Annotated in this window: 23 protein-coding genes; 12 read left to right on the forward strand and 11 right to left on the reverse strand. The window is 66.9% G+C overall.

The genetic code is table 11. From position 1 onward, the window contains the following. The 10 genes from iolC to DTA22_RS19170 all read left to right on the forward strand — a co-directional run. Positions 1 to 805, forward strand: an 805-nt coding sequence (iolC, locus tag DTA22_RS19125) for a 5-dehydro-2-deoxygluconokinase (protein WP_112300594.1), incomplete at its 5' end; no start/stop codon positions are given. Further along, positions 798 to 1697 (forward strand): Cgl0159 family (beta/alpha)8-fold protein, encoded by a 900-nt coding sequence (locus DTA22_RS19130; RefSeq protein WP_112300595.1) that lies wholly within the window; start codon positions 798 to 800, stop codon positions 1695 to 1697. The genes iolC and DTA22_RS19130, both read left to right, overlap by 8 nt. Before the next feature lie 21 nt (positions 1698 to 1718). Continuing rightward, complete coding sequence (iolB, locus tag DTA22_RS19135) at positions 1719 to 2615, forward strand: 5-deoxy-glucuronate isomerase (RefSeq protein WP_112300596.1); 897 nt, start codon at positions 1719 to 1721, stop codon at positions 2613 to 2615. 2 nt (positions 2616 to 2617) lie between these two features. After that, complete coding sequence (gene iolD / locus DTA22_RS19140; RefSeq protein WP_112300645.1) at positions 2618 to 4570, forward strand: 3D-(3,5/4)-trihydroxycyclohexane-1,2-dione acylhydrolase (decyclizing); 1953 nt, start codon at positions 2618 to 2620, stop codon at positions 4568 to 4570. A 34-nt stretch (positions 4571 to 4604) separates the two neighbouring features. Beyond that, the gene (locus DTA22_RS19145; RefSeq protein WP_112300597.1) at positions 4605 to 5510 is read left to right on the forward strand and encodes a sugar phosphate isomerase/epimerase family protein; all 906 of its coding nucleotides are present in this window, start codon (positions 4605 to 4607) and stop codon (positions 5508 to 5510) included. A gap of 26 nt (positions 5511 to 5536) precedes the next feature. After that, on the forward strand, positions 5537 to 6604 hold the full coding sequence (locus tag DTA22_RS19150; protein ID WP_112300598.1) for a Gfo/Idh/MocA family protein: 1068 nt from the start codon (positions 5537 to 5539) through the stop codon (positions 6602 to 6604). Positions 6605 to 6609: 5 nt separating this feature from the next. Beyond that, positions 6610 to 7482, forward strand: a complete 873-nt coding sequence (locus DTA22_RS19155; RefSeq protein WP_037240825.1) for a sugar phosphate isomerase/epimerase family protein — start codon at positions 6610 to 6612, stop codon at positions 7480 to 7482. Positions 7483 to 7493: 11 nt separating this feature from the next. Then, on the forward strand, positions 7494 to 8999 hold the full coding sequence (locus DTA22_RS19160; protein WP_112300599.1) for a CoA-acylating methylmalonate-semialdehyde dehydrogenase: 1506 nt from the start codon (positions 7494 to 7496) through the stop codon (positions 8997 to 8999). A 66-nt stretch (positions 9000 to 9065) separates the two neighbouring features. Next, on the forward strand, positions 9066 to 10454 hold the full coding sequence (locus DTA22_RS19165; RefSeq protein ID WP_037240807.1) for an NAD(P)/FAD-dependent oxidoreductase: 1389 nt from the start codon (positions 9066 to 9068) through the stop codon (positions 10452 to 10454). After that, on the forward strand, positions 10451 to 11452 hold the full coding sequence (locus tag DTA22_RS19170; RefSeq protein ID WP_037240810.1) for an ROK family protein: 1002 nt from the start codon (positions 10451 to 10453) through the stop codon (positions 11450 to 11452). Before DTA22_RS19165 ends, DTA22_RS19170 begins: the two co-directional genes overlap by 4 nt. A gap of 98 nt (positions 11453 to 11550) precedes the next feature. Here DTA22_RS19170 and DTA22_RS36480 read toward each other — a convergent pair whose 3' ends face one another. Then, positions 11551 to 11760 carry a hypothetical protein gene (locus DTA22_RS36480; RefSeq protein WP_181910954.1) on the reverse strand — a complete coding sequence of 70 codons (210 nt, stop codon included), beginning with the start codon at positions 11758 to 11760 and terminating at the stop codon, positions 11551 to 11553. Between the two features lie 283 nt (positions 11761 to 12043). Between DTA22_RS36480 and DTA22_RS19180 the strand changes: the two genes are divergently transcribed. Then, the gene (locus tag DTA22_RS19180; protein WP_112300600.1) at positions 12044 to 13564 is read left to right on the forward strand and encodes an HNH endonuclease signature motif containing protein; all 1521 of its coding nucleotides are present in this window, start codon (positions 12044 to 12046) and stop codon (positions 13562 to 13564) included. 81 nt (positions 13565 to 13645) lie between these two features. Here DTA22_RS19180 and DTA22_RS19185 read toward each other — a convergent pair whose 3' ends face one another. Next, positions 13646 to 15115: a sugar porter family MFS transporter gene (locus DTA22_RS19185; RefSeq protein ID WP_112300646.1), complete on the reverse strand. Its 1470-nt coding sequence runs from the start codon at positions 15113 to 15115 to the stop codon at positions 13646 to 13648. Between the two features lie 239 nt (positions 15116 to 15354). On the opposite strand from DTA22_RS19185, the gene DTA22_RS19190 reads away from it, so the two are divergent. Continuing rightward, positions 15355 to 16407 (forward strand): LacI family DNA-binding transcriptional regulator, encoded by a 1053-nt coding sequence (locus tag DTA22_RS19190; protein ID WP_112300601.1) that lies wholly within the window; start codon positions 15355 to 15357, stop codon positions 16405 to 16407. A gap of 42 nt (positions 16408 to 16449) precedes the next feature. Here the strand turns inward: DTA22_RS19190 and DTA22_RS19195 are convergent, their stop codons facing one another. The 9 genes from DTA22_RS19195 to tig form a co-directional block, all read right to left on the reverse strand. Then, positions 16450 to 17316 (reverse strand): sugar phosphate isomerase/epimerase family protein, encoded by an 867-nt coding sequence (locus DTA22_RS19195; protein ID WP_037240816.1) that lies wholly within the window; start codon positions 17314 to 17316, stop codon positions 16450 to 16452. A gap of 70 nt (positions 17317 to 17386) precedes the next feature. Further along, positions 17387 to 18574, reverse strand: a complete 1188-nt coding sequence (locus DTA22_RS19200) for a phytanoyl-CoA dioxygenase family protein (RefSeq protein ID WP_037240819.1) — start codon at positions 18572 to 18574, stop codon at positions 17387 to 17389. Positions 18575 to 18844: 270 nt separating this feature from the next. Continuing rightward, positions 18845 to 19618: a M23 family metallopeptidase gene (locus tag DTA22_RS19210; RefSeq protein ID WP_112300647.1), complete on the reverse strand. Its 774-nt coding sequence runs from the start codon at positions 19616 to 19618 to the stop codon at positions 18845 to 18847. A 248-nt stretch (positions 19619 to 19866) separates the two neighbouring features. Continuing rightward, positions 19867 to 21801 (reverse strand): bifunctional sugar phosphate isomerase/epimerase/4-hydroxyphenylpyruvate dioxygenase family protein, encoded by a 1935-nt coding sequence (locus DTA22_RS19215; RefSeq protein WP_037236297.1) that lies wholly within the window; start codon positions 21799 to 21801, stop codon positions 19867 to 19869. A 7-nt stretch (positions 21802 to 21808) separates the two neighbouring features. Further along, complete coding sequence (aroQ, locus tag DTA22_RS19220) at positions 21809 to 22249, reverse strand: type II 3-dehydroquinate dehydratase (protein ID WP_037236502.1); 441 nt, start codon at positions 22247 to 22249, stop codon at positions 21809 to 21811. A gap of 68 nt (positions 22250 to 22317) precedes the next feature. Next, positions 22318 to 23598, reverse strand: coding sequence for an ATP-dependent Clp protease ATP-binding subunit ClpX (gene clpX, locus DTA22_RS19225; RefSeq protein WP_005248181.1), 1281 nt, complete (start codon positions 23596 to 23598; stop codon positions 22318 to 22320). Between the two features lie 240 nt (positions 23599 to 23838). Next, a complete protein-coding gene (locus tag DTA22_RS19235) occupies positions 23839 to 24501 on the reverse strand; it encodes an ATP-dependent Clp protease proteolytic subunit (RefSeq protein ID WP_037236299.1) in 663 nt (220 codons plus the stop codon). A gap of 48 nt (positions 24502 to 24549) precedes the next feature. Then, complete coding sequence (locus DTA22_RS19240) at positions 24550 to 25137, reverse strand: ATP-dependent Clp protease proteolytic subunit (RefSeq protein WP_037236301.1); 588 nt, start codon at positions 25135 to 25137, stop codon at positions 24550 to 24552. Positions 25138 to 25321: 184 nt separating this feature from the next. Further along, entirely contained in the window at positions 25322 to 26716 is a 1395-nt protein-coding gene (tig, locus tag DTA22_RS19245) for a trigger factor (RefSeq protein WP_037236304.1), read from the reverse strand. Positions 26717 to 26768: the final 52 nt, after the last annotated feature.

Raw genomic sequence — 26768 nt, forward strand, 5'->3', positions numbered from 1 at the left:
CGCCCTCATCTCGGGTGTCGGCAACGATCCGTTCGGGCGCTTCGTCCGCACCGCACTCACCGATCTCGGCGTCGACAACCGCTACGTCGGCATCGACACCGAGCACCCGACTCCCGTCACATTCTGTGAGATCTTCCCGCCGGACGACTTTCCGCTGTACTTCTACCGCAAGCCCGTCGCCCCGGATCTGCAGGTGAAGCCCGCGGACCTCGATCTCGACGCCGTCCGCGACGCGAAGCTCTACTGGTCGACGGTCACCGGGCTGTCCGAAGAGCCGAGCCGCAGCGCGCATTTCGCGGCCTGGGAGGCCCGCGGACGCCGCACCCACACCGTCCTCGACCTCGACTACCGCCCGATGTTCTGGTCCTCTCCTGCCGAGGCCACCGCTCAGGTGCAGCGCGCTCTGCAGCACGTCACCGTCGCGGTCGGCAACCGGGAGGAGTGCGAGATCGCGGTCGGCGAGACCAACGCGCACAAGGCCGCGGACGCCCTGCTCGACCTCGGCGTCGAACTCGCGATCGTCAAGCAGGGTCCCAAGGGCGTGCTCGGCAAGACCCGCACCCAGTCCATCACGGTGCCGCCCAACGAGGTCGACGTCGTCAACGGGCTCGGTGCCGGCGACAGCTTCGGCGGGACGCTGTGCCACGGCCTGCTCGCCGGGTGGCCGCTCGAGAAGATCCTGCGCTACGCCAACGCCGCGGGGGCGATCGTCGCCTCCCGGCTCGAATGCTCCACCGCGATGCCGACGGCCGACGAGGTCCGTGAGCTCGCCGATTCCACCGCTTCGGAGGCTGTCAATGTCTGAAACTCTCGCTCACCGCGCAGTCTGCTCGTCCTACGCCGACGTCACCGAGGTCCGCGCGAACGACCCGGCCGCCATCGACCGCGCCTGGGCGACCCGGATCGCCCGGCCCACCGTGCGTGGTAACGGCCGGCTCATGATCGTCGCCGCCGACCACCCCGCCCGCGGCGCACTCTCGGTCGGCGACCGACCGACCGCGATGAACAGTCGCACCGACCTCCTCGACCGCCTCCGCACCGCCCTGCGCAACCCGGGTGTGGACGGTGTGCTCGCCACCGCCGACATCCTCGACGATCTGGTGCTGCTCGGTGCGCTCGACGACAAGGTGGTCATCTCGTCGATGAACCGCGGCGGCCTGGCCGGCGCCAGTTTCGAACTCGACGACCGGATGACCGGCTACACCGCGGCCGGCACCGCGAAGGCCGGCATGAACGGCGGAAAGATGCTGTGCCGCATCGATCTCGACGATCCCGGCACGCTCTCCACCCTCACCGCGTGCGCCCAGGCGGTCGATGCGCTGGCCGAGGCCGGACTGATGGCCATGGTGGAACCGTTCCTGTCGCGGCGGGTCGACGGCAAGGTCAAGAACGATCTCAGCGCCGACGCCGTGATCAAGTCGATCCACATCAGCCAGGGCCTGGGTTCCACGTCCGCCTACACCTGGATGAAGCTTCCGGTGGTCGACGAGATGGAACGCGTCATGGACGCGACGACGCTTCCGACGCTGCTGCTCGGTGGAGACCCGCAGACGGCCCCCGAGGAGACGTTCGCGAGCTGGGCCAAGGCCCTCGCGCTGCCGTCGGTCCGCGGCCTGATCGTCGGACGCACCCTGCTGTACCCGCGGGACGAGGACGTCGCCGCCGCGGTCGACACCGCCGTATCCCTCGTTCACTGACGCACGCCGGAGAGGCCCACGATGAACAGCAAGTACTACGTGCCGGTCGGTTCCGCGGCCACCGGACCGTTCGACCTCGAGGTCACCCCCGAATCGGCGGGCTGGACCGAATCGAGTCTTCGGGTGCTCACCCTGACCCCCGGCGGGTCGGCCGAACTCGCGTCCGGTGACGACGAGATCATCGTCGTGCCACTTGCCGGGTCCGCGGCGGTGTCGAGCGAGGGCACCGAGTTCGCGCTCACCGGACGGCGATCCGTATTCGACGGACCGAGCGACTTCGCCTACGTGGGCCGGGATTCGGCGTACACGGTGGCGAGCGCGGCCGGTGGGCGATTCGCCCTGTGCGGCGCCCGCGCCCGGCAGAAGTTCCCGTTCCGGTACGTCCCGGCTGCGGACATCTCCGTCGAACTGCGCGGCGCGGGCAACTGCAGCCGCCAGGTGCACAACTTCGGCACCGCCGACCGCTTCGAGGCCGATTCGATCATCGCGTGCGAGGTCGTCACTCCCGGCGGCAACTGGTCGTCGTACCCGAGCCACAAGCACGACGAGAACAGCGACGTCGAGTCGCAGCTCGAGGAGATCTACTACTTCGAGATCGCCGAAGCCAATGCCACCGCAGTGGATTTCGGCGGAACCGGATTCGGCTACCATCGCGTGTACGGCACTCCCGAGCGGCCCATCGAGGTGCTCGAGGAAGTGCGCTCCGGCGACGTGGTCCTCGTTCCGCACGGCTACCACGGACCGTCGATCGCGGCCCCCGGACATCACATGTACTACCTGAACGTCATGGCCGGGCCCGGCGACGACCGCGTCTGGAACATCTGCGACGACCCGGCCCACACCTGGCTGCGCGGCAGCTGGGACCACCAGACCGTCGATCCCCGCCTCCCCCTCCACGCACCGTCCGAAGGAGCATGACCGTGGTGTCCACCGCGCCGATGTCGGCGAGCAAGAACCCCGACGCCGAAGGCACCGTCCACCTCACGGTGGCTCAGGCAACCATCCGATTCCTCGCCAACCAGTACGTCGAGCGGGACGGCGAACGCACCAAGTTCTTCGCCGGCTGCTTCGGCATCTTCGGTCACGGCAACGTCGCCGGACTCGGTCAGGCACTCCTGCAGGCCGAGATCGACGCCGTCGACGCCGGCACCGAACCCGAACTGCCGTACGTCCTCGGCCGTAACGAGCAGGCGATGGTGCACAGTGCGGTCGCGTACGCCCGCCAGAAGGACCGCCTGCAGACGTGGGCGGTGTCGGCCAGCGTCGGCCCCGGCTCGACCAACATGCTGACCGGCGCGGCCCTCGCCACCATCAACCGGCTGCCCGTCCTGCTCCTGCCTGCCGACACGTTCGCCACCCGCGCGAGCGCACCGGTGCTGCAGGAACTCGAACTGCCGTCCAGCGGTGACGTCACCGTCAACGACGCATTCAAACCGCTGTCGCGCTACTTCGACCGCGTGTGGCGGCCGGAGCAGTTGCCGTCGGCGCTGCTCGGCGCGATGCGCGTGCTGACCGACCCCGTCGAGACGGGTGCGGCCACCGTCGCCATTCCGCAGGACGTGCAGGCGGAGGCCTTCGACTGGCCGGAGTCGCTGTTCGCCGAGCGCACGTGGCACGTGGCCCGGCCGCTCCCCGAGAAGTCGGTGATCGCTCGGGCCGCGGACGTGATCCGGTCGGCGAAGAAACCGCTGATCGTCGCCGGTGGTGGCCTGATCTACTCGGGCGCCACCGACACACTGGCCTCCTTCGCCGAGGCGACCGGGATTCCGGTCGGCCAGAGTCAGGCCGGCAAGGGCGCACTGCCCTACGACCACCCGCAGTCGGTCGGCGCGATCGGCTCGACCGGGACCACCGCGGCCAACGCACTCGCCACCGAGGCCGACGTGATCATCGGCATCGGCACCCGCTACAGCGACTTCACCACCGCGTCGCGCACCGCGTTCAACAACCCCGACGTGCGGTTCGTCAACATCAACGTCGCGTCGATCGACTCGGTGAAGCAGGGCGGCGTCAGTGTCGTCGCGGACGCCCGCGAGGCACTCGAGGCGCTCACCGCGGCACTGGGCGACTACCAGGTTTCCGGCGAGTACCGCTCGCGCACAGCCGAACTCGCAGCACACTGGGAGTCCACGGTCGACTCGGTCTACAGGATCGACGACGACTCGCTCGGCCTGAACCAGAACCAGGTCATCGGTCTCGCCAACACACTGTCGGATCCGCGCGACGTCGTCGTGTGCGCCGCCGGCTCCATGCCCGGTGATCTGCACAAGCTGTGGCGCACCCGCGACCCCAAGGGCTACCACGTCGAATACGGTTTCTCCTGCATGGGCTACGAGGTCGCCGGCGGCATCGGCGCCAAGATGGCCTGCCCCGACCGCGACGTGTTCATCATGGTCGGCGACGGCTCGTACCTGATGATGGCCACCGAACTCGTCACGGCCGTGCAGGAGAACGTCAAGGTCATCGTGGTCCTCGTGCAGAATCACGGCTTCGCGTCCATCGGGTCGCTGTCGGAGTCGCTCGGCTCCCAGCGGTTCGGCACCGACTACCGCTACCGGGGCGACTCCGGCCGGCTCGACGGCGACATCCTGCCCGTCGACCTGGCGGCCAACGCCGCGAGCCTCGGCGCCGACGTGATCCGCGCGAACACGGCCGCCGAGTTCGCCGACGCCGTCAAGGTGGCGAAGGCCGGCGACAACACCACCGTCATCCACGTCGAGACGGACCCGCGGATCGCCGCGCCGGACAGCGAATCCTGGTGGGACGTCCCGGTCAGCGAGACCAGCACCCTCGACTCCACCCGGACCGCCTACGAGACGTACGCGCAGTGGAAGAAGATCCAGCGCCCGTTCCTGCGCCCGTCCGGCAACTAATTCTCCCCCGTAGAACTTTCGAAAGGATTTCCCGATGAGCGTCATTCGCGTCGGATCCGCCCCCGACTCCTGGGGCGTCTGGTTCCCGGAAGACCCGCAGCAGACCCCGTACGGACGGTTCCTCGACGAGGTATCGGCGTCCGGCTACGAGTGGATCGAGCTGGGGCCGTACGGCTACCTGCCGACCGATCCGCAGCAGCTCCGTGACGAACTCGCGGCCCACAATCTGAAACTGTCGGCAGGCACCGTGTTCGAGCACCTGCACCAGGACGACTCCTGGGATGCCGTGTGGACCCAGATCGAGGACGTCGCGAAGCTGACCGCCGCCGTCGGCGGCAAGCACGTGGTCGTCATCCCGGAAATGTGGCGTGACCCGAGCAGCGGTGAGGTGCTCGAGGACCGCACTCTCACTGCGGCGCAGTGGAAGAAGAAGACCGGCGGCATGAACGAGCTGGGCAAGAAGATGTTCGAGCAGTACGGCGTGAAGGCGCAGTACCACCCGCACGCCGACAGCCACGTCGACACCGAGGAGAACGTGTACCGCTTCCTCGACGGCACCGACAGCGAGTACGTGAACCTGTGCCTCGACACCGGTCACATCAGCTACTGCGGCGGCGACAACCTCGCGATCATCGAGCGTGCTCCCGAGCGGATCGGCTACCTGCACCTCAAGCAGGTCGATCCCGAGGTCCGTGCCAAGGTCGAGGCGGAGGACCTGCCGTTCGGCGAGGCCGTCAAGCTCGGCGCGATGATCGAGCCGCCGCTCGGCATCCCCGACCTGCCGCCCCTGCTCGCCGCGATCGAGAAGCTCGACATCGACGTGTTCGCGATCGTCGAGCAGGATCTCTACCCCTGCGCCGTGGACGTTCCGCTGCCGATCGCCCAGCGCACCCGTAAGTACCTGGGGTCCTGCGGGATCCCGTCCGTCAAGTTCGTCTAACCGACCACGTCAGGAGCTAGTCAGCTATGTCCGGAAGCAACGACCTGCGGATCGCCGTCCTGGGTGTCGGAATGATGGGCGCCGACCACGTCGCACGCATCACCGAGCGCATCAAGGGCGCGACCGTCGCCGTCGTCAACGACTATTTCACCGAGAAGGCCGAGCAGATCGCGGCCGGGATCCCCGGATGCCGGGTGATCGGCGACCCGCTCGACGCGATCGCCGATCCGGACGTCGACGCCGTCGTCCTGGCCACCCCCGGGCCGACGCACGAGAAGCAGCTTCTCGCCTGCCTCGAGCACGGCAAGCCGGTGATGTGTGAGAAGCCGCTGACCACCGACGTCGCCACGTCTCTCGAGATCGTCAAGCGGGAAGCCGAGCTCGGTAAGAAGTTGATCCAGGTCGGCTTCATGCGACGGTTCGACCACGAGTACGAGCAGCTGAAGTCGCTCATCGACGACGGCACTTTCGGGCAGGTTCTCCTCGCCCACTGCGTGCACCGGAACCCCGCTGTGCCCCCGAGCTTCGACAGCTCGATGATCGTCAAGGACTCGCTGGTCCACGAGGTGGACGTGACCCGATTCCTGTTCGACGAGGAGATCACGTCCGTGCAGATCCTCCGCCCCGCCGCGAATCCGGGTGCGCCCGAGGGTCTGCAGGATCCTCAGATCGCGTTCTTCACCACCGAGTCCGGTCGTCACGTGGACGTCGAGGTCTTCGTGACCACCGGTGTCGCGTACGAGGTGCGTACCGAGATCGTCGCCGAGAAGGGTTCGGCGTTCATCGGTCTCGATGTCGGGCTCGTCCGAAAGTTCGGCACCGGCGCGGGCAACGGCCGCTCGGGCGCAGGTATGTCGGGCGGGGAGATCACCCCCTCGTTCAAGGAGCGCTTCGGCCAGGCGTACGACGTCGAGATCCAGCGCTGGGTGAACGCCGCCCGCACGGGCGCGGAGACCGGCACCTACATCGACGGGCCCGGTGCGTGGGACGGCTACGCAGCCGCTGCCGTGTGCGCCGCCGGCGTGCAGTCGCTCGAGACCGGCGAGCGCGTGGCCGTCGACATGGTCGACCGTTCCTCCATTCCGGGAGCGTGAACACGATGAAGATTGCACTCGATCCCACGCCCTTCCACCACGACTACTCGCTTCTGGAATTGCCGGCGGTGGTCGCGGAACTCGGCTTCGAACACCTGCAGCTCACCCCGCATCGCGACATGATCCCGTTCTTCAACCACCCGAAGGCCGACGACGAGCTGGTCCGGCAGTTCCGCAAGGCCTGCAGCGACGCGGGCGTCGGAATCGCCTCCGTGTTGCCGGTTCTGCGGTGGTCCGGCCCGGACGAGGACGCCCGCGAGGCGGCGGTGCGGTACTGGAAGCGCGCCATTCAGATCACCGTCGACCTCGGTGTGAACGTGATGAACACCGAGTTCAGCGGCCGCCCGGAGAAGGCCGAGGAATCGGAGCGCGCCTTCTACCGGTCGATGGAGGAACTCGTCCCCATCATCGAGCGTGAAGGCATCGACGTTCGCATCGATCCGCACCCCGACGATTTCGTGGAGAACGGTCTGGACGCCATCCGGATGATCCGCGGCATCAACTCGAAGAACTTCGGACTGGTGTACGTCGCGTGCCACAGCTATCACATGGGCGCCGGCATGCTCGAGATCATGCGGGCCGCCGGCGACATGCTGCGGCTCGTCCACGTCGCGGACACGATGGATCACCACCGCTCGCACGGACTGCGGTACATCACCAACCCGCCCGGCAACCCGGTGCGTGTCCACCAGCACCTCAAGATCGGTGACGGCGACCTCGACTGGGACGAGTTCTTCGGCGGGCTCGGCGAACTCGGTTTCTACGACAAACCCGACACGGTGATGGTGTCCAGCGTTTTCGCCGAAGACGAGAACGCTCACGACGTCTCCCGCTACCAACTGAAGACCATGAAGGATTACATCGCGCGCACGCGGTGAAAGGACAACACATGAGCACCAACATCACTCGCGAGATCGCACACTGGTCCGACGGCAAGGGATTCGCCGGTACGAGCGGCAACACCGCCCCGGTCACCAACCCGGCCACCGGTGCCGTGACCGGTCAGGTCGCCCTGGCCAGCGTCGAGGACGCCCGCGCCGTGATCGACGCCGCCGCGGCCGCGTTCCCCGCCTGGCGCGACACCTCCCTCGCCAAGCGTTCCTCCATCGTGTTCAAGTTCCGGGAACTGCTCAACGCCCGCAAGGGCGAGTTGGCGGAGATCATCACCTCCGAGCACGGCAAGGTCGTCTCCGACGCACTCGGTGAGGTCTCCCGCGGCCAGGAGGTCGTCGAATTCGCCTGCGGCATGCCCCACCTGCTCAAGGGCGGCATGACCGAAAATGCCTCCACCAACGTCGACGTCTCCTCCATCCGCCAGCCCGTCGGCCCGGTCGGGATCATCTCCCCGTTCAACTTCCCCGCCATGGTCCCGATGTGGTTCTTCCCCATCGCCATCGCCGCCGGCAACACCGTGGTGTTGAAGCCGTCGGAGAAGGACCCGACCGCCGCGATCTGGATGGCCGAACTCTGGGCCGAGGCCGGACTGCCCGCCGGGGTGTTCAACGTCCTGCAGGGCGACAAGACCGCCGTCGACGAACTGCTCACCAACCCGGCGATCAAGGCCATCAGCTTCGTCGGCTCCACCCCCATCGCCCAGTACGTGTACGCCACCGGCACCGCCCACGGCAAACGCGTCCAGGCACTCGGCGGGGCGAAGAACCACGCCATCGTCCTGCCGGACGCCGACCTCGACCTCGCCGCCGACGCCATGGTCAACGCCGGCTTCGGGTCCGCCGGGGAACGCTGCATGGCCATCTCCGCGCTGGTCGCGGTCGGGGACATCGCCGACGAGTTGGTCGCCAAGATCAAAGAGCGCACCGACACGTTGAAGATCGGCGACGGCACCCAGGACTCCGACATGGGGCCGTTGGTGACGAAGGTGCACCGCGACAAGGTTGCCTCCTACATCGACGCCGGCGAACAGGACGGCGCCACCATCGTCGTCGACGGGCGGACCGTGCAGGCGAATGGCGGTGCGGACGGGTTCTGGCTCGGACCGACCCTGATCGACCACGTCACCACCGACATGAGTGTGTACACCGACGAAATCTTCGGCCCCGTCCTGTCCGTGATCCGGGTCGAGTCCTACGACGAGGCCCTGGAACTGGTGAACTCGAGCCAGTTCGGGAACGGCACCGCCATCTTCACCAACGACGGCGGCGCGGCCCGGCGGTTCCAGAACGAGGTCGAGGTCGGCATGGTCGGCATCAACGTTCCCATCCCCGTCCCCATGGCCTACTACAGCTTCGGGGGCTGGAAGAACTCCCTGTTCGGCGACAGCCACGCCCACGGCACCGAGGGCGTGCACTTCTTCACCCGCGGCAAGGTCGTCACCACCCGCTGGCTCGACCCCAGCCACGGCGGCCTCAACCTCGGATTCCCCCAGAACGCATAGCTACTGGTTCTCCGCGCCGGACCGTCCGCGGTCCGGCGCGGAGTCCGTTCGATCGAAAGGAACTTCATGAGCGACACCTCTCTCGCCCGCCGTCATCGGGTCGTGGTCATCGGATCGGGATTCGGCGGCCTCTTCGCCACCAAGGCCCTGAAACGGACGGACGTCGATGTCACTCTGATCGATCGCACGACACACCACCTGTTCCAGCCGTTGCTGTATCAGGTGGCGACGGGAATCCTGTCCGAGGGTGAGATCGCGCCCGCGACGCGACTCGTCCTCGAAGACCAGCAGAACGCGTCCGTCCTGATCGGCGGAGTCGAAACGATCGACGTCGCCGACCGGACCGTCACCTCCACCCACCGCGGCCGCACGACGGTCACGGAGTACGACAGCCTCGTCGTCTCGGCGGGCGCCCGCCAATCCTATTTCGGCAACGACCATTTCGCCGAGCACGCACCCGGAATGAAGACGATCGACGACGCCCTCGAGTTGCGCGGCCGCATCCTGGGCGCCTTCGAAAGCGCCGAGGTGAGCACCGATCCCGCCGAGCGGGCGCGACTCCTGACGTTCGTCGTGGTCGGCGCCGGGCCCACCGGTGTCGAGATGGCAGGCGAGATCGCCCAGCTCGCGCACCGCACTCTCGCCGGCGCCTACCGCACCATCGATCCCCGTGACGCGCGGATCATCCTGCTCGACGCGGCGCCCACCGTGCTCCCGCCTTTCGACGAGAAACTGCGTCGAGCTGCCGCCGACACGCTGGAGAATCTCGGAGTCGAGATCCAGCTCGGCGCGATGGTGACCGACGTCGACGACGACGGACTCACCGTCCGCGACCAGGACGGAATCGAGCGGCGGATCGAGGCCGCCTGCAAGATCTGGTCTGCCGGTGTCGCTGCCAGTCCGCTGGGCAGGCAACTGGCCGAACAGACCGGCGCCGCCACCGATCGCGCGGGCCGTGTCCTCGTCGAACCCGACCTCACACTGCCCGGCCACAGCAACGTCTTCGTCGTCGGGGACATGATGAATCGCGACGGACTTCCCGGTGTCGCGCAGGTCGCGATCCAGGGCGGCCGCTACGCCGCGCAGCTGATCGCCGCGGAGGTGCGGGCCCACCGGAAGGGTCGCGACAAGCCCGAACGCGTCCCGTTCCGCTACACGGACAAGGGCAGCATGGCCATGATCTCCCGCTTCCACGCGGTCGCGAAGGTCGGTCGCCTCCAACTGACCGGGCTGCTCGCCTGGCTGCTCTGGCTCCTGATCCATCTGGTCTACATCGTCGGATTCAAGAGCCGGCTCGCGACCGCCATGTCCTGGACATGGTCGTTCCTCGGAAGAACCCGCGGACACCTGGCGGTCACGGAGCAACAGGTGGTCGCGAGGACGGCCATCAACCGGCTCGATGCCTGGGAGGATTCCCGGGCGGTACCCGAGGCGGCGACGGCCTCCGCACGGTGAGTACCGTCGCCTCCGTGCCTGCTTCCGCTCTCACCGTCGGCATCGACGTCGGTGGTACCAGTATCCGGGCCTGCGTCGTCGACGAAACCGGTGAGGTTCTCGACTCCGTCCAGGCACCCACCCCGCAGTCGGCGAAGGCCCTCGAGGACGCGCTCGACCGTGCCGTCCGCGAGCTCGCGTCCCGTCATCGGATCGCCGCCGTCGGTCTCGCCGTGGCCGGATTCATCACCTCCGACCTCACCACGGTGCGTTTCGCCCCGCACCTGCCGTGGAAGAACGTGCCGGTGGCGAACGATCTGAGCGACCGGCTCGGACTGCCGGTGGTCCTCGAACACGACGCGAACGCGGCGGCGTGGGCGGAGCACCGGTTCGGTGCGGCCGCCGGTGGTCGCAATGTCGTGATGGTCGCGATCGGCACCGGCATCGGTGCGGCGCTGCTCATCGACGGCACGCTCTACCGCGGCAGTTTCGGCGTTGCTCCCGAACTGGGCCACCTCCAGGTGGTCCCGGGCGGCAGACCGTGCGCCTGCGGCAAGCGAGGGTGCTGGGAACGGTATTGCAGCGGAACCGCGCTCGTCGACACGGCCATCGAACTCCTCGCCGCCGACCCGACGAGTTCTACGGTGCTCGCGCGCGAGGTGGCGAGCGACCCGGGATCGCTCACCGGCCGCCGTATCGCGAGCGCCGCGCGGGACGGCGACCCGCTCGCTGTCCGCACCATGGACGAGTTCGCGCGGTGGCTCGGCGTCGGACTCGCCATGGTCGGTGACGTCTACGACCCCGATCTCGTCGTCGTCTCCGGTGGTGTCAGCGGCTCGGCCCCGTTGTTCCTCGATCACGCGCGGGACGTCTACGCCTCTCTCGCAACCGGTTCCGGACACCGTCCCCTCGCCCGCATCCGCGAAACCCAACTCGGCGAATCGGCCCAGCGGATCGGAGCCGCGACGATGGCCAGGGACGCGTTGCTGAACGGAGCTCCGCTCCCCGTGCGTGGTTGACGAGTCTCTGGACTCGTCGAGCACTCACCGGCCAGTCTTGGATTCGGCCGCGACCGATCGGAAGCATCGAACTGCGTGCGTGCCTCGGTGAGGAAGAGTTACCGGTCCGCGCTGCCATCTGGAAAGGCGCGGTCCAGGCGACGCACCACTTCATCCCCGATGAGGACGTCACATATTACGAGCAGCGCATCGTGGTTGACTATCTCCCTGCTCTCGATCTCACAGTGGCAGTACGGGAAGGCTTCGCCGCCGGATTCTCCGGACTCGAAATCGGGAAGATGGAAGTGCCGTTCGTCGACGACGTGCACCGAGGCCGCGGTGTAGGTTCAGCGCTGTTGCGCGATGCCATCAACCGTTTCCCGGTCTGCTACTGGACGTCAATGAGCGGAACCGGCAAGCGTTGGCATTCTACGAGGCACACGGATTCGTCATTACCGGACGATCCGATACCGATGCAGACGGCCGCCCCTTCCCGCTACTCCACCTCGCGCACATCACACCTTCGCGCTAGCCGTCCGCAAGATTCTCCGATACTTGTCGGTGGTCCCCGGTAGGATCGAAGATACGTTCGATACCGGGGGGTTGAAGACTATGGGGGACAACAGTTCCAGCGCGGCCGCACTCGACGCGACACCGCCAGGGATAGTGGCGATCGAGGCGTTGCGCGTCGGCAAATCGGTGCTGGCGCAGGCTCAGTACCGCCAAGTTGTGGCGGTGACCGAGTTCTACGACCTCTGCTGCGACGAGGACGAGCGCCGCGGCATCAACCCGGCCCACTCCGGTGCCCATACGGCGGTGGAGGTCTCGGTCGCACTGGGAATGAACGAACCGGTGGTGACCGCCTGGATCGACCTCGGACTCGATCTGCGCCACCGATTGCACGGCACCCGAGTCGCATTCGCGGCCGGGCGGATTGACCTGGATCAGGCGCGGGTCATCGCCGCCATGCTCGCCGGCGTCAGCGACTCGAAGTTGGAGCAACTCGAAACCGCGATCCTCGACAGTCGCTCCCTGCCACCGTCCAAACTGCGAGCCCGCGCTCGTCGGCTGATCGCCCGTCACGACCCCGACAGCATCGCCCACCGCACCACACTCGCGGTCGCCGATCGCGACGTATGGATCCGCCCCGCGGAGAACGGTATGGCCTACCTCGACGGACACCTTCCCGCAGCCGACGCCCACACCCTCGCGATGCGGTTGCGGGAGATGTCGATCCACGACGTATGTGCCGACGACCCGCGTACTCTCCCCCAGCGGCGAGCCGACGCTCTCACTGCCCTCGCCGATAGCACCGGGCACCTCACGTGCCACTGCGGTCGGGAACAGTGCCCGGCCCGTGTCGCCACCGCGCGGACACGGCGGGCACCTCTCATTCAGGTCGTCGTCAACGCCTCGACTCTCCTCGGACTCGACGACCTTCCCGCCCACCTCGAGGGATACGGGCCGATCTGTGCGGACTCCGCCCGTACATTGGCCGCCGACGGTGTCTTCCAGCGCGTCCACACACTGGCCATCGAAGGCGACGCAGGTGGGCACGTCCTCGAGATCAGTCCCGTTCAGAAGACTCACGGCATACCCGTGACCTACATCCGGAACACAGCAACCAGACCCGAACTCACCTACGCACCAGGGACGGCTCTCGGCCGCCGGATCAGGGCCCGCGACGGCAACTGCCGCTTCCCCAACTGCCAGGTCTCGGCACGACTCTGCGACATCGACCATACGACGCCGTTCGACCACGAGGACCCTGCGACTGGTGGTCTCACGGTCGAGTCGAATCTCGCGTGCCTGTGCCGACGTCACCACCGGCTGAAAACCGACGGCTCCTGGACCGTCCGCCAGACCGGGGCAGGGAACGTCGAGTGGACCACGCCGCGCGGCGACATCATCCGAACCGAACCCGAAGGGGCGGCAATCGAACTCGCCCACAACCACATCCGAGGGGTGCAGCGCTCCCGTGCCCTCCGACTGCTCACCGAGCGCTCCCACGACCAGCAGGACGAGGTGTATCTGAACGAACTGCAGGGGAGACGAGGACGGAACTCGGCGCCGCGGCCGGATGTGCCATGTAGGCCGGGCAACCCAGAACTGGAGGAGCGCCTGCCTTTCTGACCCTCGTTCAGGCAGCCACACACCACCACGCACCGGCACCACCACCCGAAGGCGGCGGCGCCGGTGCCTGAGATCCAGCGATCAGTGGGTGGCGACGGCAGCGGTGCTTCCCGCAGCCGACGCGTCGGGCTTGCCTGCGCCGAGGCGGTCCTCCAGCTCTTCGAGGCTGCGACCCTTGGTCTCCGGGACGAAGCGGTAGACGAAGTACACCGACATGAGGTTGACGAGGACGAACAGGCCGAAGGTTCCGGTGGATCCGAGGACGGAGTTCAGGATCGGGAAGACGAACGAGATCAAGGCGTTCGTCGTCCAGAGCACGAAGACCGCGATGCCCATGGCGAACCCGCGGATGGCCATCGGGAAGATCTCCGAGAGCAGCAACCACACGCAGGTTCCGATGAAGCACTGCACGAAGGCGACGAACACCATCATTGCGGCGAGGATGATGTAGCTGCGGCCGGTGGACGAGGGCAGCAGGAATACCAGTGACAGCGCGGCCTGCGAGGATGCCACACCGATGAATCCGGTCAGCAGCATCTTGCGACGATTCACGAAGCCCAGCAGGATGATTCCGACAATTGTCATGACCACCGACGTGACACCGACGGCGATGGTGGCAACCAGGGATGCACTGACACCCAACCCGCTCTGCTCCAGGATCGTCGGGGCGTAGTAGTTGACCGTGTTGATACCCGTTGCCTGCTGGACGATGGCCAGACCGCAGCCGATCCAGAGGATCCGGCGCATCCAGGGATAGTCGCGCAGATAGTGGACGGCGCCACTGACCTTCGAGTTCCGGTCGCGTGCGGCGTGGACGCTGATGCTGGCGTACTCGACTGCGGCCTCCGACTCGCTGCGGCTCAATTCGAGCGTGCTGCGGGTTTCGGCGAGCCGGCCCTTCGACGCGTACCACCGCGGCGAATCCGGGAGCGCGAGCATGCCGAGCAGCAGGAGTACCGCGGGCACCGAGGCGATGGCCAGCATGTACCGCCACACCGTCGGATCCTCGATGAGGTGATCGAGTAGCGCGTTGATCGAGAAGGCGAGCATCTGACCGGTGACGATCATCAGTTCGTTGATGGTGACCATCCGACCGCGGCGCTCGACCGGCGCCATCTCGGCCAGGTAGAGCGGGCAGGTGACGGCGGCGGCGCCCACACCGAGCCCGAGGACGATCCTGGCCAGCACCATGATCTCCACGTTGGGGGCCATCGCACACCCGAGGGCGCCGACGAGAAACAGACCCGCACAGACGAGGAGCGTGCGTTTGCGGCCGAGAGCGTCCGACAACCGGCCTCCGAGTAGCGCGCCGACGGCGGCACCCGGGAAGAGCAGCGAGCTCACGACGGTTGCTTCGCCGACGGCGCTGAGGTTCAGCTCGTCTTTCATGTAGAGCAGCGCACCGGAGATCACACCGGTGTCGTAGCCGAACAGCAGGCCCCCGAGCGTGGAGATGACGGTGAGCTTGGTCAGGAAGCGTTTGTGACTGCGCTCGTTACGCGCAGCGCCGCCGCTTCCGCGGGCACTGGCAGCCGAGTGGGTTGTCGACATCAGGTGTTGGCCTTTCTGGGGAATGCTCACGCATCGCGACACGGAAGATCGGTTCACGTGTGTCGATATCGCCCGAGTGCGCTCGGCTCGATGCAGCCGACGGGGGCGTTCTCTCCTGGACTGAAGCGCTTCACTAACGCGCTTCAGTTACCTACTATGATGTGAATCACAGAGGGTGTCAAGGGCAGATGACGCGATGCGTGAAAATGTCCCTGACGACGCGACCGAGGGAGATCGAGATGCTCGACGACCGAGCCACCGCGCACGACGGTGCGGAACGGCTACCCGCCGGCCTGCACCGACGCCCCACGATGGCCGATGTCGCGGCTCGGGCCGGGGTGTCGCGCACCCTCGTGTCACTGATCTTCAGCAACAAACCCGGCGCCTCCGACGAGACGCGGGAACGCGTCCTCCAGGCCGCGGACGACCTCGGCTACCGGCTCGACCGGGCCGCCCGCATGCTCGCCCGTGGGCGCAGTCGCACCCTCGGTGTGCTCATCGACGTCCACCAGACCTTCCAGGCCGACCTGATCGGAACCATCTACGCGGAGGCCGAGGCCGCCGGATACGAGGTCCTGCTCTCCGCGAGCGCACCCACCCGGGACGAACACAAGGCGATCGAAGCGCTACTCAGCCACCGGTGCGAAGGCCTGATCCTGCTCGGTCCGCTGTCCGAGGCCGACTATCTGCGGACGCTCGCGGACCGTGCCGTCGTCACCGTCGTCGGCCGCGCACTCCCCCACACCGCCGTCGACACCGTGCGGACCGCGGACGCCAAGGGCATCCGGCAGTCCGTCGACCACCTCGTCGAACTGGGACATCGTGAGATCGTGCACGTCGACGGCGGCGCGGACCCGGGGTCACCCGAGCGGCGTCGCGCGTACCTCGCGGCGATGCGCAAGCTCCACCTCTCCGACCACATTCGCGTCATTCCCGGTCAGCACAGCGAAGAGGCAGGTGTCGCCGCCGCGAACACTCTGCTGGCCGAGGACCGCCTGCCGACCGCCGTGCTCGCCGGCAACGACCGCTGCGCCATCGGTCTCATGGACGTGTTCACCCGCGCCCACGTCGACGTGCCCGGCGACATCTCGATCGTCGGGTACGACGACAGCCACCTTGCCCAGTTGTCGCAGATCGACCTCACCACCGTGCGGCAGGACACGGAGGGTCTGGCGCGGCACGCCGTGCGGTTCGCCATCGACCGCCTCGAGAACGAAGACCTCGACCCGCAGGATTTCGTGATCGACCCCCACCTGGTGGTGCGCGGGACGACCGGTCCGGCCCGGTCGTAGCCGAATCCCGCCGGCACCCGATTCAGCGCAGAGGCAACGGACTCACTGCGTGATGCTCCTCAGGTATTCGACGCTCCGGACGACGTCGCGCACGGGGCCTTCGTCCTCCGGTTCCAACGCGAGAATGGTGTCCTGTTCGAGGACGTACCAGCCGTCGTAACCCTGATTCTGCAGCCGCGCGACCACCCCGGCGATATCGACGTCTCCGGTGCCCAGTGGCGTGTACATCCCCTGTGCGACGGCCTCGGTGTAGGTGAGTTCGCCCGCCCGGACCCGCCCGAGGAGCGCCGCATCGACGTCCTTCAGGTGCGCGTGGGCGATCCGCTCGGGTGCCGTGGTGACGAGGTCGAGGGGGTCGGTGCCGCCGATCAGCAGGTGTCCGGTGTCCAGGCACAGCGGGATCGACGAGCCGTCCAGGATGCGGTCCACCTCGGCGCGGTTCTCGATCATCGTCCCCACGTGGGGATGGATCACCGCCCGGATCCCTCGGTCGGCAGCGGCCGACGACAGGCGGTCGAGGTTGCGTAGCAACGTCTTCCATCCCGAGTCGTCCAGTTCCGGTCGCGAATCGTAACCGACGGATCCCGTCACCGCCGCCAGGACCATCACCTCCGACCCCGACGCGACGAGTGAGTCGACCGCCCCGCCGATGGCAGCGACCGCGTCGTGATCCGGATCGTGGAGCAGCACCGGGACGAATCCCCCGACCGCCGTCAGGTCGTACCGGGCGAGGGTGTCCGTCAGCTCGAGCGGATCCGAGGGGAGGAATCCGTCCGGACCGAGTTCGGTGGCAGCGAGGCCGGCGTCACGCATCTCGGTGAGCACCCGGTCGGGGGCGAGTTGGTGACCCCAGCCCTCCACCTCACACACTCCCCACGAAATGGGCGCGCCTGCAAGTCGAATCGTCATCGCCGTGTTTCATCCCATCGCACCGCACGGTGCTGTTGTAGTGGCAGTGTGGCCGCCTCGGCGATCCCGCTCACGGCTGCCGCCGGGTGGTCTGCGTGGACAGACGTTCCGCGAGTACCGCCGGATCGGCGTTCTCCCGCAACGCTTCCCACACCGTGTCCACCTGAGTGGCCGGCGCGAGACTGTGCACCGGCTGATCGTGGTCGAGGTTGGTCGGGAACGGGTAGCACTCGGCCGTCGCGACGACGGCATTGCGGAGGGTGCGCTCGCTCGCCCCGGCACTCTGCAGCGCCAGCAGGGCCGGATACACGGCGTTCGCCATGGCCTCCCGGTCCAGCACCTCCATCGCCCGGCCGAACGGCGACGAGATCTGCAGCAGATTGGCCATCCGCCGGATCGCGTCCGAACGGTTGTGGCCCGCGCCGTGGTAGAGGGCCGGGTTGAAGAACACCGCGTCGCCCTTCCGCAGCGGCAGCTGAACATGACTGTCGCGGAAGAACTCGACGAACTCCGGCCGGGAGAACGCCAAATAGCCCGCCTCGAACAGTTGCGAGTACGGCAGATACAGGGTGGGTCCGCTCTCGACGGGCATGTCGCAGTGCGCCACCGCACCCTGCAGTGTCAATGCGGCCGACATCCGGTGCAGGTGCGCGGGATACTCGGTCAGCTCGTGCCGGGGCACGATGCCGAGGTGGTAATCCCGATGCGGCACCTGCGCGGCACCACCGGGGTTGACCACGTTGACCTGCGACGTCACCTGATACAGCGGTCCAAGCCAACTCTGGCAGATCAGCGCGAGGATGTCGTTGGCGTAGTACTCGGCGAACACGTCCGGGGCGCCGAGAGCCAGCTTCTGCGCGGCGTTCCAGATGCGGTCGTTGGCGCCCGCCTTGCCGAAGTGGTCACCCACCACACCACCCGCCGCGTGCTGCTGCGCGATGAGGACGTCAAACTGTTCCGCGGCACGATCCAGGACCGCGAGACCGCTGAAGGCGTTCTGGAACACCACGATTCCGGGACCGTCGGTGAGTGCGCGCCCGAGTTCGGTCTGTACGGCGCGGCGGGACTGCGCGTCGTCGAGGTGGGGAATCAGCGTGTCGCTGCGGTACAGCAGGACGTTCTGTTCCACCGAGTGAGCGAACGGGTAGTCGGCGAGGTTCGTCGAGCGGTCCACGGAGGCACGAAACGCGTCGAGGTCGCAGTCGGAGTCGCGGATCCACTCACGCCGGCCGGTCGGCGGAGGAGTCGTGATGGTCATGGAAATAGTCTCGCTGTGTTGTGAGCGGCAAACAACAGCAAATATCCATCATTTTCACCTCAGGAGGCGGCCGTGAAGCACCGCTAGAAGGTCCGTGAGGCCGCCCGGCGACATGCCGTCCGCAGTCCTGATCACTGTGAGCAGCAATGTCTTCCGCGGCGAGGAGGAACGGGAGATGGGGTTCCGCGCCGCACTGCGAAGTTCGGCACCGACCGTGCGGCGATCGACATCGCGGAGGGCGACATCCTCGACGGAATCCGGGGTATGCGCCTAGCCCTGCCCCTGGGGGACGGGCACTCCGCGCGATTGGAACCAGCCCGCCGGATCCATCTTGGTTCCGTTGACCGCCCACACCTCGTAGTGCAGGTGCGGTCCCGTCGACTGACCCCGGTTGCCCATGGTGGCGATCTGGTCGCCGGCCCGGACCTGCTGCCCGACCGACACCAGTGACGTGTCGATGTGGCCGTACACGCCGGTGGTGCCGTCGTCCTGCTGGATGCGGACCCACAGCCCGAATCCCGAGGCCGGACCGGTCTCGATCACGGTGCCGTTGGTGACAGCCTTGATCGGGGTGCCGATGGAGTTGGCGATGTCGATGCCGTTGTGGTTGGTGCCCCAACGCGGACCGAAGCCCGAGGTGAAGGTGCCGTCGGCCGGGACCAGGACGGCGGGTCGACGTGCCGCTTCCTCGGCCGCAGCCTTGCGTGCAGCCTGTTCGGCGGTCTCGCGAGCCAGCCGTTCGACCTCGGCCTTCTCGAACGCCACCCGCTGAATCTCGCGCTCGGCGGCGCGCTGGAGTTGCTCGGTGTAGTCGACGGGTACCGGGCGCGTGACCTGCAGGAACTGGGGCGGCGTCGAGAGTGACACGCCCGTCTCGGTCGACGCCTGCGCGACCTCACCGGTGGCCGCGGAGGCGATGCCGCCGGAGGCGAGAAGAGTAGCGGCCGCCAGCGAGGTCGCGACGACCCGCCTGCGGGAGATCTTCGTCGAACGGAGGCGCCGGGCGCGCCGGGCTTGCGGGACGGTGTTCGGGTGTAGAGCCAAAACCACATTCCTCTGTCGAGTTCGTGATCGATAACGAAACGGTCACGGTTTCGACACAGGTTAGTACGCATCCGGAACAAACCGGCGAGTCGCATTGACACACCCGGGTCAGACTGTCGGCAATTCCGACATTTCTCGACCTCTCCAGTCACATGCACCCCATGAGCGCACATCGACGACAGGGGTCACGCTCCAGAAGTGGCCGACGTCACGGCGCCCGGGGTCGTGACCGCGGGCGCCGTGACCTTTCAGCCGGCTGCCCGCAACTGGGCTGCCAGACGCATCGCAGAGTTCGCGTCGCCGTATCCCTCGTAACCGCCGACGCGTTGCACCACCTCGAAGAAGAGGTCGGCGCCCACCGTCTGGGTGAACAGGTGGAAGAACTCGCCTCGGGCATCGCGGTCGTACATGATGCCCGACCCGCTCATCCGGTCCAGGAGTTCGCGGGAGAGCCCGAAGCGGGCCTCGAGGTCGTCGTAATAGTTCGGCGAGATCACGAGGGGCTCGAACCCATTGGACTGCATGGTCGCGGCGGCGGTGAAAATGTCCGTGCACGAGAACGCGACGTGGCTGATGCCGCCGCGCCGGGCCGCGGCGATGTGGGAGTTGCCCGACACCGCACCCGGAACCATGTTCAGGGAAATACGCAACGGACGGTCGATGCCGTCGGCACCCGTCTGGTCCATCGTCAGCGCCTGACTGCGCATCATTCCGACCGCGTCGGTGACGTCGAGGCCCTCGTGCGGCGCCATCGCGAACACCGAACGGAGCAGCAGCATGATGCCGTCCCAGTTGTCGGACGGCACGGCGAGCGCCACGTGATCGACCCCGGTGAACACGGGCACCTCGTCCTGCCAGCGCGACTCCGTCGGATACAGATCGAACGCCGACTGCCACGACGCGGCACTGCCCGGACCGCGCAGATCCAGCGACGTCGCATCGGTGATCTTCAGACGCACCACATCCGATTCGGGGGCCGTGTCGACACCGGGCAACAGGACCTCGTGCACCGGGACCTCGAGCGCCGCAGCCCGCTCACCCCAGGCGTCGGGATCGCTCGACCGGATACCGATCTGGGTGAGCACCGGCAGGTGCGCCGGAAGACCCGGAGCGGTCCACACGGTGCCCGCGGTAGCGTCGACCACGATGGTCATCCGGCCGTGCCGCCACAACTGGAGGTCGTGGCTGCGGTGCCGGCCCACCAGACGGAATCCGATGTGCTGCAGCGCCTGTCGAAGGTCGGAATCCTTGCCGGGACCGGCCGCGAGCCTCAGCGACACGATTCCTTCGAGGGGTGCGCGCGGCGGCGGCTCGAACAGGGCCAGACCGCGTCCGGTGTCCTCGCCGTGCTCGGCCTGCACGCGTGCGACCTCCTCCTGGAGGTAGAGCAGCGAGCGGTGAGCGTCGGCGGCCGTGCGGCCCGTGGACGACTGCCGGAACGTGTCGTTGAAGATCTCGAGCGACCACGGTCCGGTGTATCCGGCCGCCTGGACGTGCGCGCCGAACGTCGCGAGATCGAAGTTTCCCTGGCCCGGGAAGTTCCGGTGGTGCCTGCTCCACTGCAGGATGTCCATCGACATGCGGGGCGCGTCGGCGAGTTGGAGGAAGAAGATCTTCTCCCCCGGGATGTCGCGGATGCCGGACGGGTCGTCGCCGCGGGAGAGGATGTGGAAGCTGTCGAGGCAGGTGCCGAGGGCAGGATGGTCGGCGTCCTGCACGATCTTCCACGCGTGCCGGTACGTGTTGACGTGCGTCCCCCACGCCAGCGCCTCGTAGGCGATGCGGAGTCCCCGGCTGTGCGCCCGCTCGGCGAGAGTGTGGAGTTGCTCGGTCAGGCGGGCGTCGTCCCGCACCGCCTCGGGCAACGGCGAGGAGCACACCAGCAGGGTGTCGCAGCCGAGCTGCTCCATGATGTCGAACTTGCGCTCGGCTCGGATCAGGTTACGCGCGAACGTCGTGTCGTCCACGGAATCCAGATCGCGGAACGGCTGATACAGATCGAGAGTGAGTCCGAGATCCGCTGCGCGGGAAGCCAGCTCACGCGGCGACCACGGCGAGCTCACGAAATCGGGTTCGAACACCTCGAACCCGTCGAACCCGGCTGCCGCGATCGCGGTGACCTTCTCCTCCAGCGATCCGCTCAGGGACACCGTGGCAACGCTCGTACGAACCTGTCGTCCCATGACGGCGTCAGCCCTTGTTGCAGATGAAGTCGACGGCCAGCGCATAGCCGTGGATGCCGAGTCCGGCGATCACACCGGTCGCGACTCCGGACACGTACGAGTGGTGCCGGAATTCCTCGCGGGCGTGGACGTTGCTGATGTGCACCTCGACGAGGGGCACCTCGAGCGTCACCAGGGCGTCGCGCAGCGCCACCGACGTATGCGTGAAACCACCGGGGTTGATCACGACGCCCGACGCCGTGGTCCGGGCCTCGTGCACCCAGTCGATCAGATGGCCTTCGTGATTGGACTGCCGCGCGACGATCTCACGTCCGGCCTTCGCGGCGGCCGTGCGGCACAACTCCACGACGTCGTCGAGCGTCTCCCGCCCGTACACCTCGGGCTGCCGTTGACCCAGCAGGTTCAGGTTGGGTCCGTTGAGAACAAAGATCGGTCCGGGAGCGGTCATCGCGCGCATTACCTCCATTTGTACGAACTAGTGAGTTAGTTCGCACCCAGGATACAGCGCGCTCCCGCCTAGGCGGACTTGTCTCGGCGTTCTCCCCGCTCCGGCTTGCGCGGAACGATGGTGGGAAGCACGTTGTCGTTGACCGTCTCGGCGCTGACCACGACCTTCTCGACATCGTCACGGCTCGGGATGTCGTACATGACCGGGAGGAGGACTTCCTCCATGATGGCGCGCAGTCCACGAGCGCCGGTACCGCGGAGGATCGCCTGGTCGGCGATGGCCTCGAGCGCGTCCGTGGTGAACTCCAACTCCACGCCGTCCATGTCGAACAACCGGTTGTACTGCTTGACCAGTGCGTTCTTCGGCTCGGACAGGATCTGGACGAGCGATTCCTTGTCGAGGTTCGTCACCGACGCCACGACGGGAAGACGGCCGATGAACTCGGGGATGAGCCCGAACTTGATCAGGTCTTCCGGCATGACCTCGGCGAAATGGTCCTGCGTGTCGATCTCCGCCTTGGACCGCACCTCGGCACCGAAACCGATGCCGCGCTTGCCCACGCGATCGGACACGATCCGCTCGAGGCCGGCGAATGCGCCTGCCACGATGAACAGGACGTTCGTCGTGTCGATCTGGATGAACTCCTGATGCGGGTGCTTGCGACCACCCTGCGGCGGCACGCTGGCCTGCGTGCCCTCGAGGATCTTCAGCAAAGCCTGCTGCACACCCTCGCCGGACACGTCCCGCGTGATCGACGGGTTCTCGCTCTTGCGGGCGATCTTGTCGACCTCGTCGATGTAGATGATGCCGGTCTCGGCGCGCTTGACGTCGTAATCGGCGGCCTGGATCAGTTTGAGGAGAATGTTCTCGACATCCTCACCCACGTAGCCGGCTTCGGTGAGCGCCGTCGCATCGGCGATCGCGAAGGGAACGTTGAGCATCTTCGCCAGCGTCTGAGCCAGATACGTCTTGCCGCAGCCCGTGGGGCCGAGCATGAGAATGTTCGACTTCGCCAGCTCGACCGTCTCGCCGCGCGCGTCACGACCCTTGTCGCCGGCCTGGATGCGCTTGTAGTGGTTGTAGACCGCAACGGCGAGAGTCCGCTTGGCGGCATCCTGGCCGATCACGTAGTTCTCGAGGAAATCCCGGATCTCGGCCGGCTTCGGCAGCTCGTCGAGCTTCACCTCGCTGGACTCGGCCAGCTCCTCTTCGATGATCTCGTTGCACAGGTCGATGCACTCGTCGCAGATGTACACCCCAGGCCCAGCAATGAGCTTCTTGACCTGCTTCTGGCTCTTACCGCAGAAAGAGCACTTGAGCAGATCCCCGCCGTCACCGATGCGTGCCATCTCGTCAGGTCCCTACTTCCTTCGTCTACGTGCAACCATCGAACCGATCCCACGCCGTGCGCGCACCGACCGAAAACGAAAGCCCGTTATGTGACCGTACCCGCAGATCGCGAGCGAGGTCGACTGGTTGTCGGTGATTCGCGCACCGATCTTCCGGGAAAGCCAGCCTTGCCGATCCCGCACCCGGCTCGCGGCAACCACGCCGTCACGGCGTGTCGCCCGAGCCGGGGCGGCAGGAAATCACTTCTGGGCGCTGAGTTTGCGGTACTCGAGCACGTCGTCGATGATTCCGTATTCCTTGGCCTCGGCGGCCGTGAGGATCTTGTCGCGATCGGTGTCCTTGCGGATCACGTCGGCGTCCTTGCCGGTGTGCTTCGCGAGGGTGGTCTCCATCAGGCGACGCATCCGCTCGATCTCGGCGGCCTGGATCTCGAGGTCGGAGACCTGACCCTGGATGCCGCCGGTGGCGGGCTGGTGGATGAGGACACGAGCGTTCGGCAGGGCGAGACGCTTGCCCGGGCTACCGGCCGCCAGCAGCACCGCCGCAGCCGAGGCCGCCTGGCCGAGGCACACCGTCGTGATGTCGGCGCGCACGTACTGCATGGTGTCGTAGATCGCCATCAGCGACGTGAACGAGCCACCCGGCGAGTTGATGTACATGGTGATGTCGCGATCGGGGTCCAGCGACTCGAGAACGAGCAGCTGGGCCATCACGTCGTTGGCCGACGCGTCGTCCACCTGCACGCCGAGGAAGATGATGCGCTCCTCGAACAGCTTGTTGTACGGGTTGGACTCCTTCACGCCGTAGCTCGAGTGCTCGATGAACGACGGCAGGATGTAACGCGACTGGGGGCCTGCGGGCGCCTGGCCTCCCAGGCTGCGGGGATCGAACAGGTTGGTCATCAGTTCTCCAAGGGATTTGTGGGAGCGGTCAGTGAGGAAGCCGGGCTGCTACTGCCCGGTCCCGCCCGCCTGCGCCGCGCGGGAGACGACGTGGTCGACGAATCCGTATTCGAGAGCCTGCTGTGCGGTGAACCAGCGGTCGCGATCCGAATCGGCGGTGATCTGCTCGACGGTCTGACCGGTGTGCTCGGCGATCAGCTCGGCCATTTCGCGCTTCGTGTGCGCGAACTGCTCGGCCATGATCGCGATGTCACTGGCGGTACCACCGATTCCGGCGGACGGCTGGTGCATCATGATCCGCGCGTGCGGGAGCGCGTAACGCTTGCCCTTGGCCCCGGCGGAGAGCAGGAACTGGCCCATCGATGCGGCCAGACCCATTCCGAACGTCGCGACGTCGCACTCGGCGAACTGCATCGTGTCGAAGATTGCCATGCCGGCGCTGACCGAGCCGCCGGGCGAGTTGATGTAGAGGGAGATGTCCCGGCCGGGATCCTCTGCCGACAGCAGCAGGATCTGAGCGCACAGCTTGTTCGCGATGTCGTCGTCGACCTGGGTACCGAGGAAGATGATGCGCTCGCGCAGCAGGCGTTCGTACACCGAGTCGCTGAGGTTCAACCCAGCGGTGGCTGAAGTCATGGCGGGACTCTGCAAAGTCTCCAGGTGATTGGAAGTCACGGTACCTGCCTTCTCCGTAAATCGTTGATTGCTGACACAGACACTAACGAAGGAGGGCGGCACCGGAGTCCCGGTGCCGCCCTACTTCGCTCAAAGCGGAAAACAACTCACAGCCGAACGCGAGAAAAACATCCCGCGACCAGCATTACTTCTGGTCTTCGCCCTCGGCGGAATCCGACGCAGCCTCGTCCGTGGACGCAGCCTCCTCGGTCTCGGCCTCACCGTTGCCGAACAGTTCGGCGGTGTCGACAGCGGCACCCGAGGTGTCGGTGACGGTGGCCTGCTCGACGACACCGGCGAGAGCCTTGCCGCGCCGCACGTCCGCGAAGACGGCGCCGAGCTGACCGGCCTGCTGGATCTGCTGGATGAACTGCTCGGGCGCCATGCCGTAGCGCTGCGCCTGGAACAGGATGCGCTCGGTGAGCTCGTCCTGGCCGACGGTGACGTCGGAAGCGTCGGCGATGGCGTCCAGCAGCAGCTGCGTCTTCACCGAGCGCTCGGCGCTCTCCTTGGCGTCCTTGTCGAACTCTTCGCGGCTGGTGCCCTGCTCCTCGAGGAGCTTGTTCAGCGCTTCCTCGTCGTGGTCGAGACCGTGCACGGCGTCGTGCAGTGCAGCGTCGACCTCGGCCTTGACGACGGCCTCGGGCAGCGGGACCTCGACGGTCTCGAGGAGGGTCTCGAGGACCTTGTCGCGGATCTGACCGGCCTGCTCGACCTTGCGAACGCGTCCGACGCGCTCACGCAGGTCGGCCTTCAGCTCGTCGAGGGTGTCGAACTCGCTTGCCAGCTGAGCGAACTCGTCGTCCTCGGCAGGCAGCTCGCGCTCCTTGACGGTGCCGACGGTGACGGTGACGACGGCTTCCTTGCCCGCGTGGTCACCGGCGACGAGCGTCGAGGTGAACTCCTTGGACTCGCCGGCCTTGACGCCGACGACGGCCTCGTCGAGGCCCTCGATGAGCTGACCCGAACCGACCTCGTGCGACAGACCGCTCGCGGTGGCCTCGGGAACGGCCTCACCGTCGACGGTGGCCGACAGGTCGATGGAGATGAAGTCTCCGTCCTCGACCGCACGCTCGACACCGGTGAGGGTGCCGAAGCGCTGACGCAGCGACAGCAGCTGCTCCTCGACGGCGTCGTCGGTGATCTCGATCGGATCGACGGTGACGCTCAGTTCGCTGTAGTCGGGCAGCGTGATCTCGGGGCGGACGTCGACCTCGGCGGTGAACTCGAGGAGCTCGCCGTCCTCGATCTTCGTGATCTCGATCTCGGGCTGACCGATCGCCTTCACCGAGGCGCTGGTGACAGCCTCGGAGTAGCGGGACGGGAGTGCGTCGTTGACGACCTGCTCCAGGACTGCGCCACGACCGACACGGGCTTCGAGCAACTTGGCCGGTGCCTTGCCCGGACGGAAGCCGGGGAGACGGATCTGTTGCGCGAGGGCCTTGTAGGCCTTGTCGAAATCAGGCTTGAGCTCCTCGAAGGGCACCTCAACGTTGATACGGACTCGCGTCGGGCTGAGCTGCTCGACGGTGCTCTTCACGGACTGGCTCCTTCGTGTGGTCGTGCTTTTTCTGTGCGGCAGTTGCCTGCCC

It is taken from the genome of Rhodococcus wratislaviensis (assembly GCF_900455735.1).
In the GTDB taxonomy this organism is placed as follows: Bacteria; Actinomycetota; Actinomycetes; order Mycobacteriales; family Mycobacteriaceae; genus Rhodococcus_F; species Rhodococcus_F wratislaviensis.

What these genes read in the sequence shown, in the direction of transcription:
- DTA22_RS19130 (WP_112300595.1), top strand. Translation starts at nt 798, where the DNA reads ATGTCTGAAACTCTCGCTCACCGCGCAGTCTGCTCGTCCTACGCCGAC.
- iolB (WP_112300596.1), top strand. Translation starts at nt 1,719, where the DNA reads ATGAACAGCAAGTACTACGTGCCGGTCGGTTCCGCGGCCACCGGACCG.
- DTA22_RS19145 (WP_112300597.1), top strand. Translation starts at nt 4,605, where the DNA reads ATGAGCGTCATTCGCGTCGGATCCGCCCCCGACTCCTGGGGCGTCTGG.
- DTA22_RS19150 (WP_112300598.1), top strand. Translation starts at nt 5,537, where the DNA reads ATGTCCGGAAGCAACGACCTGCGGATCGCCGTCCTGGGTGTCGGAATG.
- DTA22_RS19155 (WP_037240825.1), top strand. Translation starts at nt 6,610, where the DNA reads ATGAAGATTGCACTCGATCCCACGCCCTTCCACCACGACTACTCGCTT.
- DTA22_RS19160 (WP_112300599.1), top strand. Translation starts at nt 7,494, where the DNA reads ATGAGCACCAACATCACTCGCGAGATCGCACACTGGTCCGACGGCAAG.
- DTA22_RS19165 (WP_037240807.1), top strand. Translation starts at nt 9,066, where the DNA reads ATGAGCGACACCTCTCTCGCCCGCCGTCATCGGGTCGTGGTCATCGGA.
- DTA22_RS19180 (WP_112300600.1), top strand. Translation starts at nt 12,044, where the DNA reads ATGGGGGACAACAGTTCCAGCGCGGCCGCACTCGACGCGACACCGCCA.
- DTA22_RS19185 (WP_112300646.1), bottom strand. Translation starts at nt 15,115, where the DNA reads ATGTCGACAACCCACTCGGCTGCCAGTGCCCGCGGAAGCGGCGGCGCT.
- DTA22_RS19190 (WP_112300601.1), top strand. Translation starts at nt 15,355, where the DNA reads ATGCTCGACGACCGAGCCACCGCGCACGACGGTGCGGAACGGCTACCC.
- DTA22_RS19195 (WP_037240816.1), bottom strand. Translation starts at nt 17,316, where the DNA reads ATGACGATTCGACTTGCAGGCGCGCCCATTTCGTGGGGAGTGTGTGAG.
- DTA22_RS19200 (WP_037240819.1), bottom strand. Translation starts at nt 18,574, where the DNA reads ATGACCATCACGACTCCTCCGCCGACCGGCCGGCGTGAGTGGATCCGC.
- DTA22_RS19215 (WP_037236297.1), bottom strand. Translation starts at nt 21,801, where the DNA reads ATGGGACGACAGGTTCGTACGAGCGTTGCCACGGTGTCCCTGAGCGGA.
- aroQ (WP_037236502.1), bottom strand. Translation starts at nt 22,249, where the DNA reads ATGACCGCTCCCGGACCGATCTTTGTTCTCAACGGACCCAACCTGAAC.
- clpX (WP_005248181.1), bottom strand. Translation starts at nt 23,598, where the DNA reads ATGGCACGCATCGGTGACGGCGGGGATCTGCTCAAGTGCTCTTTCTGC.
- DTA22_RS19235 (WP_037236299.1), bottom strand. Translation starts at nt 24,501, where the DNA reads ATGACCAACCTGTTCGATCCCCGCAGCCTGGGAGGCCAGGCGCCCGCA.
- DTA22_RS19240 (WP_037236301.1), bottom strand. Translation starts at nt 25,137, where the DNA reads ATGACTTCAGCCACCGCTGGGTTGAACCTCAGCGACTCGGTGTACGAA.